Consider the following 16,551-nt stretch of genomic DNA (forward strand, 5'->3'; position numbering starts at 1 on the left):
TGTGGGAGCCGGGCTTGCCCGCGATAGCAATGTGTCAGTCACCATGAAGGGTGCAGGCGAAACCGCCATCGAGGGCAAGCCCGGCTCCCACAAGGATTGGGGGTAATACCCAAATCGCAGGCATAAAAAAGCACCCCGAAGGGTGCTTTCTCTTTCGCTGGAGGCTTAGCGCTTCAGCGAGGCTGGCAGGTGCGGCTGGATCGCCGTCAGAACTGCCTTGAAGCATTTGGTGTTACCGGCAACGACGTGGCCTTTCTCAAGGAATTCGTGACCACCGGTGAAGTCGCTGATCAAGCCACCGGCTTCCTGAATCAACAGGGCGCCTGCAGCCATGTCCCACTCGGACAGGCCCGACTCCCAGAATGCGTCGAAACGACCGGCAGCCACGTAGGCCAGGTCCAGGCTCGCCGAACCCGCGCGACGGATGCCGGCAGTCTGGCCAACCAGGGCGCGGAACATGCCCAGATAGTTGTCGAGGTTGTCCATCTGGTCGTCACGGAACGGGAAGCCGGTACCCAGCAGGGCGCCGTCCAGGCTGGTGCGACCGCTGACGCGCAGACGACGACCGTTCAGTTGAGCGCCGCGACCACGGCTGGCGGTGAATTCTTCCTGGCGAACCGGGTCCAGAACAACAGCGTGTTCCAGGCGACCGCGGTATTTGCAGGCGATGCTGACAGCGAAGTGAGGAATGCCGCGCAGGAAGTTGGTGGTGCCGTCCAGCGGATCGATGATCCACAGGTATTCTTCGCCTTCGATACCGTTGCCGGCGTGCATGCCGGTTTCTTCACCCAGGATCGAGTGGTTCGGGTAGGCCTTGCGCAGCGCATCGATGATTTTCTGTTCGGCGGCGCGATCCACCTCGGATACGTAATCCTTGGCGTCTTTTTCGTCGACCTTGATGGTATCCAGGCGCTCGATGGAGCGGAAAATCAATTCACTGGCGCTGCGGGCGGCGCGCAGCGCGATATTCAGCATGGGCTGCATGGATGTGTCACCTAAGGTTGTTAAAGAAAGCCGAGCATTCTATCAGAACTTTTCTACAGGAGAAGGTCGGTGTTCGCTTTCATAGCTTAACGGTGTGTCCCGCCTCAGAAATACGTTCACTTTTTGACGAGTGGTCAATGTTGGCGGGCAAGGCGCCGCGCCGACTCATGGCTTGCTATGGGGAGAAGCGGCAGCGCAGCATGCCGACATTGAACGCCGTCAAAAGTGAACAGTTATTTTTGAGGCGGGACACCCGGAGGAACTGTAAGATTCGGCTCCTTATTTCTGTGTTCGAGACTGCCTCCCGTGCTGCATAACATTCGTGTCGTCCTGGTCAATACCAGCCATCCCGGCAACATCGGCGGGGCTGCGCGTGCCATGAAGAACATGGGCCTGTCGCGGCTGGTGCTGGTCGAACCGCGGCAGTTTCCGCATCACGAAGCCGACGCTCGTGCTTCCGGTGCCGGGGATGTCCTTGAAAACGCGCAAGTCGTCGCCACCTTGGAAGATGCCTTGGTCGGCTGCAATCTGGTGCTCGGCACCAGTGCTCGCGACCGGCGCATTCCCTGGCCGCTGCTCGATCCCCGCGAATGCGGTGTGAAAGTGGTGGAAGAAGCCGGGCAGGGCGCCGAGATTGCCTTGGTGTTTGGTCGTGAAGATTCCGGTCTGACCAATGAAGAGCTGCAGCGATGTCATTATCACGTGCACATTCCATCAGACCCTGAGTTCAGCTCGCTGAACCTTGGGGCGGCGGTGCAGGTGCTGGGCTATGAAGTGCGCATGTCCTGGCTCGCGGCCCAAGGGCAGCCGAGCAAGGTCGAGAAGGATGAAGTGGCGTCCACCAAAAGTGGTGAACTGGCGACCATGGATGAGCTGGAGCGATTCTATGAGCACCTGGAACACACCCTGGTGGCCATCGAATTCCTCGATCCGGAAAAACCACGGCACTTGATGGCGCGCCTGCGCCGGTTGTACGGACGTAGCTCGGTCAGCCGGGCGGAAATGAACATATTGCGTGGCATCCTCACGGAAACCCAAAAAGCGGCCCGTGGCGAGCTTCTAAAGCGGAAGGATTAATGATGTTTGAGCGTTTGCGTGAAGATATCCAAAGCGTATTCCATCGAGACCCGGCGGCGCGTAACGCTTTTGAAGTTCTGACGTGCTACCCGGGCATGCATGCCATCTGGATTCACCGTCTGTCGTCGGTCTTGTGGCGCGCAGAGCTGAAATGGCTGGCGCGACTGGTGTCGAACTTCGGTCGCTGGCTGACCGGGATCGAGATTCATCCGGGTGCCAAGGTCGGTCGTCGCTTCTTTATTGACCATGGCATGGGCATCGTTATTGGTGAAACCGCCGAGATCGGTAATGACGTCACCCTTTATCAAGGTGTGACGCTGGGCGGCACCAGCTGGAACAAGGGCAAGCGTCACCCGACCCTTGAAGATGGCGTAGTGGTGGGGGCGGGCGCCAAGGTGCTGGGTCCGTTTACCGTCGGCGCGGGTGCCAAGGTTGGTTCTAACGCCGTAGTGACCAAGGCAGTGCCTGCCGGCGCGACCGTTGTCGGTATTCCGGGGCGGATCATCGTCAAGTCCGATGACGAGCAGGATGCCAAGCGCAAGGCCATGGCCGAGAAAATCGGCTTCGATGCCTACGGTGTCGGCGAAGACATGCCGGACCCTGTAGCGCGTGCCATTGGTCAGTTGCTGGATCACTTGCAGGCGGTCGATGGTCGTCTGGAGGGGATGTGCGGCGCACTGAAGGATCTGGGCAGTAATTACTGTGCCAAGGACCTGCCTGAACTGCGCGAAGAAGACTTCGCCTGTGTGAAGGACAAGGATCAGAGCCAGGCGAGCTAGACCGGGTCGACTTCAATCGCGGGCAAGCGCGCTCCCACAGGTATCTCAGTGTTCACACGGGACCCTGTGGGAGCGGGCTTGCCCGCGATGAACGATAACGCGCAATTGCTGGCTGTAACCGTCCAGCCTTTGCTATGATGCGGCCGCTCTTTTGCGGGTAAACCTGACTAAAGTACTAGGTCTTATAGTTGACTTAAACACTCGGGAATTGCATACTCGCCCCATTCCGAACTCCGTGGTAATTGTCCATGCGACTGACTACAAAAGGCCGATACGCCGTGACCGCCATGCTCGATCTGGCGTTGCACGCGCAGCACGGGCCGGTGTCCCTGGCCGATATCTCCGAGCGCCAAGGCATCTCCCTGTCCTACCTCGAACAGCTTTTCGCCAAATTGCGCCGTAGCAATCTGGTGTCCAGCGTCCGCGGTCCGGGCGGCGGCTACCAACTGTCCCGCGAGATGCAGGGCATCCAGGTCGCCCAGGTGATCGATGCGGTGAACGAATCAGTAGATGCCACCAAATGCCAGGGCCAAGGCGATTGCCATTCAGGCGACACCTGCCTGACTCACCACTTGTGGTGCGACTTGAGCCTGCAGATTCACGAATTTCTGAGCGGTATCAGCTTGGCTGACCTTGTGACTCGCCGTGAGGTACAAGACATAGCCCAGCGTCAGGACCAGCGCCGTTGCAACAGCAAGGCGCCACGCCTGGACAAGATTGAAGCGTCCGCCGTCGAATGACAGCCAAAGAGCTAACGGCACGCCAGCCAGCCTGATTTAGGAGATAGTCCATGAAATTGCCGATTTACCTTGATTACTCTGCGACCACCCCGGTTGATCCGCGTGTTGCGCAAAAAATGAGTGAATGCCTGCTGGTTGACGGAAACTTCGGTAACCCGGCGTCCCGTTCCCACGTGTTCGGCTGGAAAGCTGAAGAGTCCGTCGAAAACGCCCGTCGTCAGGTCGCAGACCTGGTCAACGCCGATCCGCGTGAAATCGTCTGGACCTCCGGTGCCACCGAATCCGACAACCTGGCAATCAAGGGTGCGGCGCATTTCTATGCGACCAAAGGCAAACACCTGATCACCACCAAGATTGAGCACAAGGCTGTCCTCGACACCATGCGCCAACTGGAGCGTGAAGGCTTCGAAGTGACCTACCTCGAGCCTCAGACTGATGGTCTGGTAACGCCGGCGATGATCGAAGCGGCGCTGCGTGACGACACCATCCTGGTCTCGGTCATGCACGTGAACAACGAAATCGGCACCATCAACGACATCGAAGCCATCGGCGAACTGACCCGCTCCAAGGGCATTCTGTTCCACGTCGACGCGGCTCAGTCCACCGGCAAGGTCGACATTGACCTGTCGAAGCTGAAAGTCGACCTGATGTCGTTCTCTGCCCACAAAACCTACGGCCCTAAAGGCATCGGCGCGCTGTACGTCAGCCGCAAGCCGCGTGTTCGCATCGAAGCGACCATGCACGGCGGCGGTCACGAGCGTGGCATGCGTTCCGGCACCCTGGCGACCCACCAGATCGTCGGCATGGGTGAAGCTTTCCGCGTAGCCAAAGAAGACATGGCTGCCGAAAACGTGCGCATCAAAGCCCTGAGCGACCGCTTCTTCAAACAGGTCGAAGGCCTGGAAGAGCTGTACATCAACGGCAGCATGACCGCTCGTGTACCGCACAACCTGAATCTGAGCTTCAACTACGTTGAAGGCGAGTCGCTGATCATGGCGCTCAAGGACCTGGCGGTTTCGTCCGGTTCGGCCTGCACCTCGGCGTCCCTTGAACCTTCGTACGTACTGCGCGCCCTGGGCCGCAACGACGAACTGGCACACAGCTCGATTCGCTTCACCTTCGGCCGTTTCACCACCGAAGAAGAAATCGATTACGCCGCGCAGAAAGTCTGCGAGGCCGTTACCAAGCTGCGCACTCTGTCGCCGCTGTGGGACATGTACAAAGACGGTGTCGACATTTCGAAAATCGAGTGGGCGGCACACTGATTTCAAGTCGCCGCGAACCGGCCCTGTACAACCCAGGTTGGCAGGGCTTAAAGAGCGACTCTCTGATGAGTGAGGATTAAGCATCATGGCTTACAGCGAAAAGGTCATCGACCACTACGAAAACCCGCGCAACGTCGGCAAGATGGACGCGGAAGATCCTGATGTCGGCACCGGCATGGTCGGCGCTCCAGCATGCGGCGACGTTATGCGCCTGCAAATCAAGGTCAACGAGCAAGGCATCATCGAAGACGCCAAGTTCAAGACCTACGGTTGCGGTTCGGCTATCGCCTCCAGCTCCCTCGCTACCGAGTGGATGAAGGGCAAGACCCTGGACGAAGCCGAGACCATCAAGAACACTCAGCTGGCTGAAGAACTGGCCTTGCCGCCAGTGAAAATCCACTGCTCCGTACTCGCAGAAGACGCTATCAAAGCGGCCGTTCGTGACTACAAGCAGAAGAAAGGCTTGATCTGACTTTCAGGTTTTGGCGACGAGTAAGGAGTCACCGATGGCTATCAGCATGACAGAAGCGGCTGCTCGACACGTGCGGCGCTCCCTCGACGGGCGCGGCAAAGGTGAAGGGATTCGTCTGGGTGTTCGCACCACAGGCTGTTCCGGCCTTGCCTACGTGCTGGAGTTTGTCGACGAGGTGGTTGAAGAGGATCAGGTGTTCGAAAGTCACGGTGAAAAAGTGATTATCGACCCGAAAAGCCTGGCCTACCTGGACGGCACCGAGCTCGATTTCGTCAAGGAAGGGTTGAACGAAGGCTTCAAGTTCAACAACCCCAACGTACGCGGTGAATGTGGCTGCGGCGAAAGCTTCAACATCTGAGGCTTGTCGTGGGTACTCCTTGTCATTTCGCTTTATTTGAGCTGCAACCGAGTTTCAATCTGGACCTCGACCAGCTGGCTACGCGCTACCGTGAGTTGGCGCGCAGTGTTCATCCGGACCGCTTTGCTGACGCTTCCGAGCGTGAGCAGCGGTTGGCGCTAGAGCAATCCGCGAGCCTCAACGAGGCCTACCAGACGCTCAAAAGTCCGCCCAAGCGCGCGCGTTACTTGCTCGCCTTGAACGGTGGTGAGCTGCCGCTGGAGGTCACGGTGCATGATCCGGAGTTTTTGCTGCAGCAGATGGAGCTGCGTGAAGAGCTCGAAGACCTGCAAGACAGTGCTGATCTGGCCGGTGTTGCAGCGTTCAAGCGTCGCTTGAAAACCGCCCAGGATGTACTGAACCAAAGCTTCGCGGCTTGTTGGAATGATGCGGCGCACCGTGAGCAGGCCGAACGCCTGATGCGGCGCATGCAGTTCCTCGACAAGCTCACCTACGAAGTGCGCCAGTTAGAAGAGCGCCTCGACGATTAACCCAGTGCCGCTCCGGTCGCACGCCTGATATACAGATAAGTCCTGATACCAATGGCCCTACTGCAGATCGCCGAACCCGGCCAAAGTCCTCAACCGCACCAGCGTCGTCTGGCTGTGGGGATCGACTTGGGCACTACCAATTCGCTGGTCGCTGCGTTGCGCAGTGGTCTTTCCGAGCCTCTGGCCGACGCTGACGGGCAGGTCATCCTGCCGTCTGCCGTGCGTTATCACGCAGATCGCGTCGAAGTCGGCGAGTCCGCCAAACTGGCTGCCGCCACAGATCCCTTGAACACCGTGCTGTCGGTCAAGCGCTTGATGGGTCGTGGTCTGTCCGACGTCAAGCAATTGGGCGATCAACTGCCGTACCGCTTTGTCGGTGGCGAGTCGCACATGCCGTTCATCGACACCGTGCAGGGGCCGAAAAGCCCGGTCGAAGTCTCCGCCGATATCCTCAAAGTGCTGCGTCAGCGCGCTGAAGCGACCTTGGGTGGCGAGCTGGTCGGCGCGGTGATTACCGTTCCCGCCTATTTCGATGATGCGCAGCGTCAAGCCACCAAGGACGCGGCCAAGCTCGCCGGTCTGAACGTGCTGCGTTTGCTCAATGAACCAACCGCCGCCGCTGTGGCTTACGGTCTGGATCAACACGCTGAAGGCCTGGTCGCCATTTATGACCTGGGCGGCGGCACCTTTGATATTTCGATTCTGCGCCTGACCGGCGGCGTGTTTGAAGTTTTGGCTACCGGCGGCGACAGCGCGCTGGGCGGCGATGACTTCGATCACGCGATCGCTGGCTGGATCATCGAGAGCGCCGGTCTGTCCGCCGACCTCGATCCGGGGGCGCAGCGTCAACTGTTGCAAGCGGCTTGTGCCGCCAAAGAAGCGCTGACCACCGCCTCGTCGGTTGAAGTGGCTCATGGCGGCTGGAAAGCCGAGCTGACCCGCGAAACCTTTGATGCGCTGATCGAGCCGATGGTCGCTCGCAGCCTGAAAGCCTGCCGCCGCGCCGTGCGTGATTCGGGTGTTGAGCTGGAAGAAGTGCACGCGGTGGTCATGGTCGGTGGTTCGACGCGTGTGCCTCGCGTTCGCGAAGCGGTCGCGGAAGCCTTTGGTCGTCAGCCGCTGACTGAAATCGACCCGGATCAAGTGGTGGCCATCGGTGCCGCGATCCAGGCCGATACGCTGGCTGGCAACAAGCGCGATGGCGATGAACTGCTGTTGCTTGACGTGATTCCGTTGTCCCTGGGGCTGGAAACCATGGGCGGCCTGATGGAGAAGGTGATTCCGCGCAACACCACCATTCCCGTCGCTCGCGCCCAGGACTTCACGACTTATAAAGATGGCCAGTCGGCCATGGCGATCCACGTATTGCAGGGCGAGCGCGAGCTGATCAGCGACTGCCGCTCCCTGGCACGCTTCGAATTGCGCGGCATTCCAGCGATGGTGGCCGGTGCGGCGAAGATTCGCGTGACCTTCCAGGTTGATGCCGACGGTCTGCTCAGCGTTTCGGCCCGTGAATTGGGTTCGGGCGTTGAAGCGAGCATTCAGGTCAAGCCGTCCTACGGTCTGACCGACGGCGAAATCGCCAAGATGCTCAAGGATTCGTTCCAGCACGCCAATGACGATAAAGTCGCCCGTGTACTGCGTGAGCAGCAAGTCGATGCACAGCGCCTGATCGAGGCGGTGCAGGCCGCCCTTGATGTCGACGGTGAGCGCCTGCTCGACGCCGAAGAGCGCATGGTCATCGAGTTGCAGATGCAGGAACTGGCCGAACTGATGAAAGGTACCGATGGTTACGCCATCGAGCAGCAGACCAAGCGTCTGTCGCAAGTGACCGATGCCTTTGCTGCCCGCCGCCTGGACTCGACGGTGAAAGCCGCGCTGGCGGGGCGCAACCTGAACGAGATTGAGGAATAACGATGCCGCAGGTCATTTTTCTGCCACACGAGAAGTTTTGCCCGGACGGCATGGTTGTAGAGGCTGAGCCCGGCATTTCCATCCTCGAACTGGCGCACGAACACCACATCGAGATGGAAAGTGCCTGTGGTGGCGTCTGTGCCTGCACCACGTGTCATTGCCTGATTCGTGAAGGCTTTAATTCGCTGGAAGAGGCTGACGAGCTGGAAGAAGACTATCTTGATAAGGCTTGGGGGCTGGAAGCTCAGTCCCGCCTGGCGTGTCAGGCCAGAGTCGGCACGGAAGACCTGACCGTCGAAATTCCGAAATACTCGCTCAACCACGCAGCCGAAGCGCCGCACTGATTCAAGGAATTGTCATGAGTCTCAAGTGGACTGATGTGCTGGAGATTGCGATCCAGCTGGCTGAAAGCAAGCCCGATGTTGACCCTATGTCGATCAACTTCGTCGATCTGCGCAAATGGGTTATGGAATTGCCCGATTTCGACGACAAGCCTGAGCATAGTGGCGAAAAGATTCTGGAGGCCATTCAGGCCCACTGGATCGAAGAACGCGACTGAGCCACGCTGCAGGTTAGGCAATACCCAAGAACCCGCGTATAATTCGCGGGTTTAATTTTTCACAAATTACCGTTTCTGGAGTTACACCATGGCTGTTCAACGTACTTTCTCCATCATCAAGCCTGACGCTGTTGCAAAAAACGTCATCGGCGAGATCACCACTCGTTTCGAAAAAGCAGGCCTGCGCGTTGTAGCTTCGAAACTGAAGCAACTGTCCAAAGCTGAAGCTGAAGGCTTCTACGCTGAGCACAGCGCTCGTGGTTTCTTCAACGACCTGGTTGCTTTCATGATCTCCGGCCCGGTTGTTGTTCAGGTTCTGGAAGGCGAAAACGCTATCGCTCTGAACCGTGAGCTGATGGGCGCTACCAACCCTAAAGAAGCTGCTGCCGGCACCATCCGCGCTGACTTCGCTGACTCCATCGACGCCAACGCTGTACACGGTTCGGACTCCGAAGCCGCTGCTGCTCGCGAAATCTCGTACTTCTTCGCAGCTACTGAAGTAACCACTCGCTAAGCATTGGCTTAAGAGTGAAGGTGAATCCATGACTACATCGACTGTAAAAACCAACCTGCTGGGTCTGACTCAACAGGAAATGGAAAAATTCTTCGACTCGATCGGGGAGAAGCGTTTCCGTGCCGGTCAGGTAATGAAATGGATTCACCACCTTGGCGTCGATGATTTCGACGCCATGACGAACGTCAGCAAAGCCTTGCGCGACAAGCTCAAGGTGATTGCTGAAGTTCGCGGTCCTGAAGTGGTCAGCGAGGACATTTCCACCGACGGCACCCGTAAGTGGGTGGTGCGCGTGGCATCCGGCAGCTGCGTCGAGACCGTGTACATTCCCCAGGGCAAGCGCGGCACTCTGTGCGTTTCGTCCCAGGCAGGCTGTGCCCTGGATTGCAGTTTCTGCTCCACCGGCAAGCAAGGTTTCAATAGCAACCTCACCGCCGCCGAAGTCATCGGTCAGGTGTGGATTGCCAATAAATCGTTTGGCAGCATCCCGGCGACTGCCGACCGTGCCATCACCAACGTGGTGATGATGGGCATGGGCGAGCCGCTGCTGAACTTCGACAACGTCGTCGCGGCCATGCACTTGATGATGGACGACCTGGGCTACGGCATTTCCAAGCGCCGTGTGACCCTGTCGACCTCCGGCGTGGTACCGATGATCGATGAGCTGTCCAAGCACATCGACGTCTCCCTGGCGTTGTCGCTGCACGCACCGAATGACGCATTGCGTAACCAATTGGTGCCGATCAACAAGAAATATCCGCTTAAGATGCTGCTCGAGTCGTGCCAGCGCTACATGTCGTCCCTGGGCGAAAAACGCGTGCTGACCATCGAGTACACCTTGCTCAAGGACATCAACGACAAAGTTGAACACGCCGTTGAGATGATCGAGCTGCTCAAGAACATCCCGTGCAAGATCAACCTGATTCCGTTTAACCCGTTCCCGCATTCCGGTTACGAGCGCCCGAGCAACAACGCGATTCGCCGGTTTCAGGATCAGCTTCACCATGCAGGCTTCAATGTCACCGTACGCACCACTCGCGGTGAAGACATCGATGCCGCGTGTGGCCAATTGGTAGGGCAGGTGCTGGATCGCACCCGTCGCAGCGAACGTTATATCGCCGTGCGCGAGTTGAGCGCCGAGAACGATATGGCTACAAACGCTGCGAAATAATTAAAGAGAGGATCTCTATGTCCCTGCGCTTCGCGCTGCTTTTGCTGTGGGCCAGCCTATGTGCTGGTTGTGTCCTGTCGGGCGATTTCAACCCGATGAAGACCAGCAAGGGGCGCGATGAAGCGCGTGTGGCTTATGTACAGCTGGGCCTGGGGTACTTGCAGCAGGGCATGACCGAACGCGCCAAGGTCCCGCTGAAAAAGGCGTTGGAGCTGGATGACTCGGACCCTGATGCCAACGCCGCGCTGGGTCTGGTGTTTCAGGCTGAAATGGAGCCGGAACTGGCCGACCAGCATTTTCGCAAGGCATTGTCTTCCCGCCCCAACGACGCACGAATCCTGAACAATTACGGCAGCTTCCTCTTCGAGGAAAAACGCTACAAAGAGGCGTACGAGCGCTTTGAACAGGCCGCCGCCGATACGCTGTATCCTGAGCGTTCGCGAGTATTCGAGAACCTGGGCATGACCGCTTCAAAGTTGGGCGAGCGTGATCTTGCACAGCAGCAACTCGAAAAAGCCCTGCGTTTGAATCGCCAACAGCCACGTGCATTGCTCGAAATGGCTGAGTTGTCCTTCGAAGACAGGCATTATGTGCCCGCGCGTGACTATTACGATCGTTTTAGCCTGCTGGCCGAGCAAAATGCACGTAGTCTATTGCTCGGCGTTCGGCTGGCAAATGTGTTCGAAGATCGCGACAAGGCCGCAAGTGCAGGCCTGCAACTAAAACGACTCTATCCCGGTACGCCGGAATATCAGCAATACCTGTCGGAGCAATGATGAAAGCGGCGCATCCCGAAGTTGTAGCAGCGAATCGCGTTAACCCCGGTGAGACTTTGCGCCAGGCCCGCGAAAGCAATTGCTGGTCGCTGGCCGAAGTGGCCCTCAAGCTCAACCTCACCGTCACCTCCTTGAGCAATCTTGAAGCCGGCGCATTCGACAAGCTGCCTGGGCATACCTTTGCTCGCGGTTATATCCGTGCGTACGCCAAATTGCTGGGCATGGACCAGGCCGTTCTCGTCCAGCAGTTCGACCAGTCCACCGGCACCGATTCCCAGGGCAGCAGCGTTCACAGCCTGGGGCGTATCGAAGAGCCGGTACGGGTTTCCCATACTATTTTGCGCATCGTCAGCCTGTTGCTGCTGATCGCGGTGATTGGGGGTGGTTTTGTCTGGTGGCAGGATCAAACCTCGCTGCGCACCAAGGATTCGATCGGCCTCGCCCCGGAACATGTAGAAGTTGAAGGCGCCGACGGCACCACCCAGATCCATCCGCTGGACGAGCCGGAAGACCAGGCCGTCGCGGAAGGTCAGGCGGAAGGGACTACTTCGCTGGCATTGCCACAAGCCGAGACCTCCTCTGAAGCACCGGCTGAAGCTGAAGCAACCACGCCGGCTGCTCCGGTAGTATCGACACCGGTGACTCCGACGCACAACGCCGCTCCTGTTGTTGCTGCTCCAGCGCACAACACTGCCCCAGTGGTTGCGACGCCGACTGCTCCGGCGCCGGCTGCTCCAGCGGTTCCGGCACCGGTAGTGACCGCTCCGGTTGCTCCTGCCGCACAGGCACCGGTTGCGACGGCTCCAGTAGCCGGTCAGGGCCAGGTTCAGCTGCAGTTCACCGCCGATTGCTGGACGCAAGTGACCGATGGCACCGGCAAGGTGCTGTTGAGTGGTCTCAAGCGTAAAGGCGATAGCGTTTCCGTCAGCGGCAAGCCGCCGTTTGCCGTGCGTCTGGGCTTCGCCCGTGGTGCGCAGGTCAGCTACAACGGTCAGGCGGTTGATGTCGCTCCGTTCACCAGTGGCGAGACTGCTCGCCTGAAGTTGGGTCAATAAGTCATGCACGGCGAATCTCCAATCAAACGTCGCGAATCCCGCAAGATCTGGGTCGGTAACGTGCCTGTTGGCGGCGATGCGCCTATCGCTGTGCAGAGCATGACCAACAGCGATACCAATGATGTTGCCGCCACCGTGGCCCAGATCAATCGTCTGGAAGCCGCTGGCGTCGACATCGTGCGCATTTCCGTGCCAGACATGGATGCCGCCGAAGCCTTCGGCAAGATCAAGAAACTGGTCAAAGTGCCCTTGGTGGCCGACATCCACTTCGACTACCGGATCGCATTGCGCGTGGCCGAGTTGGGTGTGGACTGCCTGCGGATCAACCCGGGCAACATCGGTCGCGAAGACCGCGTCCGCGCGGTAGTCGATGCCGCCCGTGATCGCGGGATTCCGATCCGCATCGGCGTCAACGCCGGTTCCCTGGAAAAAGACCTGCAGAAGAAGTACGGCGAGCCGACCCCGGCAGCGCTGGTTGAATCTGCCCTGCGTCACGTCGAGCACCTCGAACGCCTGAATTTCCAGGACTTCAAGGTCAGCGTGAAGGCCTCTGACGTGTTCATGGCCGTCGAAGCCTACCGTTTACTGGCCAAGGAAATCGTCCAGCCGCTGCACCTGGGTATCACCGAAGCGGGTGGTTTGCGTTCAGGCACAGTGAAATCCGCCGTGGGCCTCGGTATGCTGCTCGCCGAAGGGATTGGCGATACTATTCGCATCTCGTTGGCGGCTGACCCGGTCGAGGAAGTGAAAGTCGGCTACGACATTCTCAAATCCCTGCATCTGCGTTCCCGTGGCATCAACTTCATCGCCTGCCCGAGCTGCTCGCGGCAGAACTTCGATGTGGTCAAGACCATGAACGAGCTGGAAGGGCGCCTCGAAGACTTGTTGGTGCCGCTGGATGTCGCGGTCATCGGATGCGTGGTCAACGGGCCGGGTGAAGCCAAGGAAGCCCATATCGGCTTGACCGGCGGCACGCCCAACCTGATTTACATCGACGGTAAGCCGTCGCAGAAACTGACGAATGACAATCTGGTGGATGAGCTTGAACGCTTGATCCGCCAGAAAGCGGCCGAGAAAGTCGAAGCCGACGCGGCAGTCATCGCCCGCGGCTGAGCCGAACGAATTTAAGGATTTAAAGTGAGCAAGTCTCTGCAAGCCATTCGTGGCATGAACGACATCCTGCCCGAACAGACTCCCCTGTGGCGTCATTTCGAGGGCACCGTTTCGCGTCTGCTGGATAACTACGGTTACAAGCAGATCCGCATGCCGATCGTCGAGTTCACCGAGCTGTTCAAGCGCTCCATCGGTGAAGTGACCGACATCGTCGAAAAAGAGATGTACACCTTCGAAGATCGCAACGGCGACTCCCTGACCCTGCGTCCGGAAGGCACGGCTGCGTGCGTGCGTGCAGTGCTTGAGCACGGCATCACCGGTGGTGGCCAGGTGCAGAAACTCTGGTACATCGGCCCGATGTTCCGTCACGAGCGTCCGCAGAAAGGCCGTTATCGCCAGTTCCACCAGATCGGTGTCGAAGTGTTCAACCTCGACGGTCCGGACATCGATGCCGAGCTGATCGTGCTGACCTGGCGCCTGTGGGGCGAGTTGGGCATCCGTGATGCGGTCAAGCTCGAGCTCAACAGCCTGGGCACTGCCGAATCGCGCGGTCGCTATCGTGAAGCGCTGGTCGAGTTCCTGTCCGCGCATCTGGACAAGCTGGACGAAGACAGCCAACGCCGTCTGAAGACCAACCCGTTGCGGGTTCTGGACACCAAGAACGCCGACACCCAAGCGATCCTGGTCGACGCGCCAAAAATGGCCGACTACCTGGACGATGAGTCCCGCGTGCACTTCGAGGGCCTCAAGGCTCGTCTGGACGCCGCCGGCATTCCTTATGTGATCAACCCGAAGCTGGTTCGCGGGCTGGATTACTACAGCAAGACCGTTTTCGAATGGGTCACCGACAAGTTGGGCGCCCAGGGCACCGTGTGTGCCGGCGGTCGTTATGACGGTCTGGTCGAGCAGATGGGCGGCAAGCCGACCACGGGCGTTGGTTTCGCCATGGGCATCGAGCGCCTGGTGCTGTTGCTTGAGACCCTGGAGCAGATCCCGGAAGAAATCTCCCGTCAGGTCGATGTCTACCTCTGCGCCTTCGGCGAAGCGGCGGAACTCGCCGGCCTGACCCTGAGTGAACGTGTTCGTGATCAATTGCCCAACCTGCGCCTGCAAGTCAATGCCGGCGCCGGCAGCTTCAAAAGCCAGTTCAAGAAGGCCGACAAGAGCGGTGCGCTGTATGCGCTGATCCTCGGTGACGATGAGATGGCCCAGCAAGTGGTAGGTTTCAAACCCCTGCGTGGCCAGGGCGAACAACAAAGCATTGCCTGGGATGCGCTTGCTGCACACCTGGCCACCTGCGTCGTGCAGGGTTGAAGCTGTCAAACAGCCGATTTAGCGATTAAGGAGTATTGGGGTGTCGAGTACCGAAGACGAACAACTGGCGGATTTGAAGGACTGGTGGTCACGCAACGGCAAGCCCCTGGTTACTGGCGGCCTGCTGGCGCTGGTCATCGTGTTCGGCTGGCAAGCCTTTCACAAATATCAGAGCAATCAGTCGCAAGGCGCCTCGATGCTCTATCAGCAACTGCTCGAAACCACGCTGACGCCTGACGGCAAGCCTGACGCAGCCCGTGTTGCCGACCTGGCTGGCAAGCTCAACAGCGAGTTCGCCGGCAGTGCCTACGCACAATACGGCAGCCTGTTCGTGGCGAAAGTCGCGGTCGACAGCGCCAAGCTGGACGACGCCGCCACCGAGCTCAAAGCCATTGTCGCCAAACCGGCCAACCCGGCGCTGGGTGAAATCGCCCGTCAGCGTCTGGCGCAGGTACTGGCCGCGCAGAACAAGGCCGATGAAGCCCTGAAGTTGCTCGAAGGCGATGCCGACAAAGCATTCCTGGCCACTCGTGAAGAACTCAAAGGCGACCTGCTGGTGCAGTTGGGTCGTACCGACGAAGCGAACACGGCGTATCAAAAAGCCAAGGCAGCCCTGTCGGATGAAGCGGCGGTCGGCGGCCTACAAATCAAGCTGGACGATCTGGCCAAAGGGGATGCGTGACGTGATTCGTTGGAAACATGCAGCATTGCTGGCCCTGGCCATTTTGGCCGCGGGTTGCAGCAGCAACAGCAAAAAAGAATTGCCGCCTGCCGAGCTCGTCGACTTCAAAGAAGAAGTGGTCTTGCACAAGCAGTGGAGTCGTTCGATCGGTGACGGTCAGGGCGAAACCTACAACATGCTGGTACCGGCGATTGATGGCGACAACATCTATGCTGCCGACGTCACTGGCGTGGTGGTCGCGATGGATCGCAGCAATGGCGACGTCAAATGGAAGAAAGATCTCGAACTGCCCGTTTCCGGCGCCGTTGGCGTGGGTTACGGGCTGGTCATGATCGGCACGCTCAAAGGCGAAATCGTTGCACTGGACGCGATCAACGGTGAAGAGAAATGGCGCGCTCGCGTGACCAGTGAAGTCCTCGCACCGCCGGCCAACAACGGTGACGTGGTTGTGGTTCAGACTCAGGACGACCGTCTGATCGGTCTGGATGCCGCGACCGGCAACCAGCGCTGGTTGTATGACAGTACGCCTGCGGTCCTGACCCTGCGCGGCACCAGCGCACCGATCGTGACCAACCGCCTTGCGCTGGCTGGCCTGTCGACCGGTAAAGTGGTCGCTCTGGACATCACCAACGGCGTGCCGGTGTGGGAACAGCGAGTAGCGATTCCACAAGGTCGTTCGGAGCTGGAACGTGTGGTCGATATCGACGGCGGCTTGCTGCTGTCCGGCGGTACTTTGTACGTTGCCAGCTATCAGGGTCGCGTTGCGGCACTGGACCTGGAAAGCGGTCGTCAGCTCTGGCAGCGTGATGCTTCCAGCTATGCCGGTGTCGCCCAGGGCTTTGGCAACGTCTACGTGAGCCTGTCTGCGGGCACGGTTGAAGGCGTCGACGAGCGTTCCACCACTGCATTGTGGAGCAACGACTCGCTGGCCCGTCGTCAACTGTCGGCTCCGGAAGTGTTCTCCAGCTACGTTGCAGTCGGCGACATGGAAGGCTACCTGCACCTGCTGAGCCAGGTGGACGGTCGTTTCGTCGGCCGCGAAAAGATTGACAGCGACGGCCTGCGTGCCCGTCCGCTGGTGGTGGGTGACACGATTTATGTGTATGGCAACAGCGGCAAACTGGAAGCCCTGACCATTAAGTAAAGGTTTGACTATGCTTGGGGTTAATCCCCAGGCAGCCCCGTAACACGGGGTTCGCAGCGCCCTCAAGCGTTGCCCCGAGCACCAGCCGCTGCCTCGCAGCGGCT

At 59.0% G+C, this 16,551-nt stretch carries 19 protein-coding genes; 18 read left to right on the plus strand and 1 reads right to left on the minus strand.

Annotated elements, in window-relative coordinates; genetic code table 11:
- Positions 1 to 165: 165 nt before the first annotated feature.
- Entirely contained in the window at positions 166 to 984 is an 819-nt protein-coding gene (suhB, locus tag AB4N43_RS22425; RefSeq protein WP_027922744.1) for a type III secretion system regulator SuhB, read from the minus strand.
- Between the two features lie 306 nt (positions 985 to 1,290).
- On the opposite strand from suhB, the gene trmJ reads away from it, so the two are divergent.
- From trmJ to bamB, 18 genes are all read left to right on the plus strand, one after another.
- Complete coding sequence (trmJ, locus tag AB4N43_RS22430) at positions 1,291 to 2,061, plus strand: tRNA (cytosine(32)/uridine(32)-2'-O)-methyltransferase TrmJ (RefSeq protein WP_027922746.1); 771 nt, start codon at positions 1,291 to 1,293, stop codon at positions 2,059 to 2,061.
- Positions 2,062 to 2,063: 2 nt separating this feature from the next.
- Positions 2,064 to 2,840 carry a serine O-acetyltransferase gene (gene cysE, locus AB4N43_RS22435; protein ID WP_027922747.1) on the plus strand — a complete coding sequence of 259 codons (777 nt, stop codon included), beginning with the start codon at positions 2,064 to 2,066 and terminating at the stop codon, positions 2,838 to 2,840.
- Positions 2,841 to 3,088: 248 nt separating this feature from the next.
- The gene (gene iscR, locus AB4N43_RS22440) at positions 3,089 to 3,580 is read left to right on the plus strand and encodes a Fe-S cluster assembly transcriptional regulator IscR (protein ID WP_027922748.1); all 492 of its coding nucleotides are present in this window, start codon (positions 3,089 to 3,091) and stop codon (positions 3,578 to 3,580) included.
- Between the two features lie 50 nt (positions 3,581 to 3,630).
- Complete coding sequence (locus tag AB4N43_RS22445; RefSeq protein ID WP_027922749.1) at positions 3,631 to 4,845, plus strand: IscS subfamily cysteine desulfurase; 1,215 nt, start codon at positions 3,631 to 3,633, stop codon at positions 4,843 to 4,845.
- A gap of 85 nt (positions 4,846 to 4,930) precedes the next feature.
- The gene (iscU, locus tag AB4N43_RS22450) at positions 4,931 to 5,317 is read left to right on the plus strand and encodes a Fe-S cluster assembly scaffold IscU (protein WP_003443374.1); all 387 of its coding nucleotides are present in this window, start codon (positions 4,931 to 4,933) and stop codon (positions 5,315 to 5,317) included.
- A gap of 34 nt (positions 5,318 to 5,351) precedes the next feature.
- A complete protein-coding gene (gene iscA, locus AB4N43_RS22455) occupies positions 5,352 to 5,675 on the plus strand; it encodes an iron-sulfur cluster assembly protein IscA (protein WP_027922750.1) in 324 nt (107 codons plus the stop codon).
- 8 nt (positions 5,676 to 5,683) lie between these two features.
- Positions 5,684 to 6,205 carry a co-chaperone HscB gene (gene hscB, locus AB4N43_RS22460; RefSeq protein WP_027922751.1) on the plus strand — a complete coding sequence of 174 codons (522 nt, stop codon included), beginning with the start codon at positions 5,684 to 5,686 and terminating at the stop codon, positions 6,203 to 6,205.
- A gap of 51 nt (positions 6,206 to 6,256) precedes the next feature.
- The gene (gene hscA, locus AB4N43_RS22465) at positions 6,257 to 8,119 is read left to right on the plus strand and encodes a Fe-S protein assembly chaperone HscA (protein WP_194940597.1); all 1,863 of its coding nucleotides are present in this window, start codon (positions 6,257 to 6,259) and stop codon (positions 8,117 to 8,119) included.
- 2 nt (positions 8,120 to 8,121) lie between these two features.
- Complete coding sequence (gene fdx, locus AB4N43_RS22470) at positions 8,122 to 8,463, plus strand: ISC system 2Fe-2S type ferredoxin (RefSeq protein WP_460151955.1); 342 nt, start codon at positions 8,122 to 8,124, stop codon at positions 8,461 to 8,463.
- Between the two features lie 14 nt (positions 8,464 to 8,477).
- Positions 8,478 to 8,678: a Fe-S cluster assembly protein IscX gene (gene iscX / locus AB4N43_RS22475; RefSeq protein ID WP_460151956.1), complete on the plus strand. Its 201-nt coding sequence runs from the start codon at positions 8,478 to 8,480 to the stop codon at positions 8,676 to 8,678.
- Positions 8,679 to 8,766: 88 nt separating this feature from the next.
- Entirely contained in the window at positions 8,767 to 9,192 is a 426-nt protein-coding gene (gene ndk, locus AB4N43_RS22480) for a nucleoside-diphosphate kinase (RefSeq protein WP_007903599.1), read from the plus strand.
- Positions 9,193 to 9,220: 28 nt separating this feature from the next.
- Positions 9,221 to 10,363 carry a dual-specificity RNA methyltransferase RlmN gene (rlmN, locus tag AB4N43_RS22485; protein WP_027922755.1) on the plus strand — a complete coding sequence of 381 codons (1,143 nt, stop codon included), beginning with the start codon at positions 9,221 to 9,223 and terminating at the stop codon, positions 10,361 to 10,363.
- Between the two features lie 17 nt (positions 10,364 to 10,380).
- A complete protein-coding gene (pilW, locus tag AB4N43_RS22490) occupies positions 10,381 to 11,139 on the plus strand; it encodes a type IV pilus biogenesis/stability protein PilW (protein ID WP_059182202.1) in 759 nt (252 codons plus the stop codon).
- Positions 11,139 to 12,194, plus strand: coding sequence for a RodZ domain-containing protein (locus AB4N43_RS22495; RefSeq protein ID WP_460151957.1), 1,056 nt, complete (start codon positions 11,139 to 11,141; stop codon positions 12,192 to 12,194). Before pilW ends, AB4N43_RS22495 begins: the two co-directional genes overlap by 1 nt.
- 3 nt (positions 12,195 to 12,197) lie before the next feature.
- Positions 12,198 to 13,307: a flavodoxin-dependent (E)-4-hydroxy-3-methylbut-2-enyl-diphosphate synthase gene (gene ispG, locus AB4N43_RS22500; RefSeq protein ID WP_027922758.1), complete on the plus strand. Its 1,110-nt coding sequence runs from the start codon at positions 12,198 to 12,200 to the stop codon at positions 13,305 to 13,307.
- 24 nt (positions 13,308 to 13,331) lie between these two features.
- Complete coding sequence (hisS, locus tag AB4N43_RS22505) at positions 13,332 to 14,621, plus strand: histidine--tRNA ligase (RefSeq protein ID WP_059182204.1); 1,290 nt, start codon at positions 13,332 to 13,334, stop codon at positions 14,619 to 14,621.
- A gap of 40 nt (positions 14,622 to 14,661) precedes the next feature.
- Entirely contained in the window at positions 14,662 to 15,303 is a 642-nt protein-coding gene (locus tag AB4N43_RS22510) for a tetratricopeptide repeat protein (RefSeq protein ID WP_027922760.1), read from the plus strand.
- Positions 15,296 to 16,447, plus strand: coding sequence for an outer membrane protein assembly factor BamB (gene bamB, locus AB4N43_RS22515; protein WP_027922761.1), 1,152 nt, complete (start codon positions 15,296 to 15,298; stop codon positions 16,445 to 16,447). Before AB4N43_RS22510 ends, bamB begins: the two co-directional genes overlap by 8 nt.
- Positions 16,448 to 16,551 lie beyond the last annotated feature (104 nt).

Source organism: Pseudomonas sp. S2_B07 (assembly GCF_054668435.1).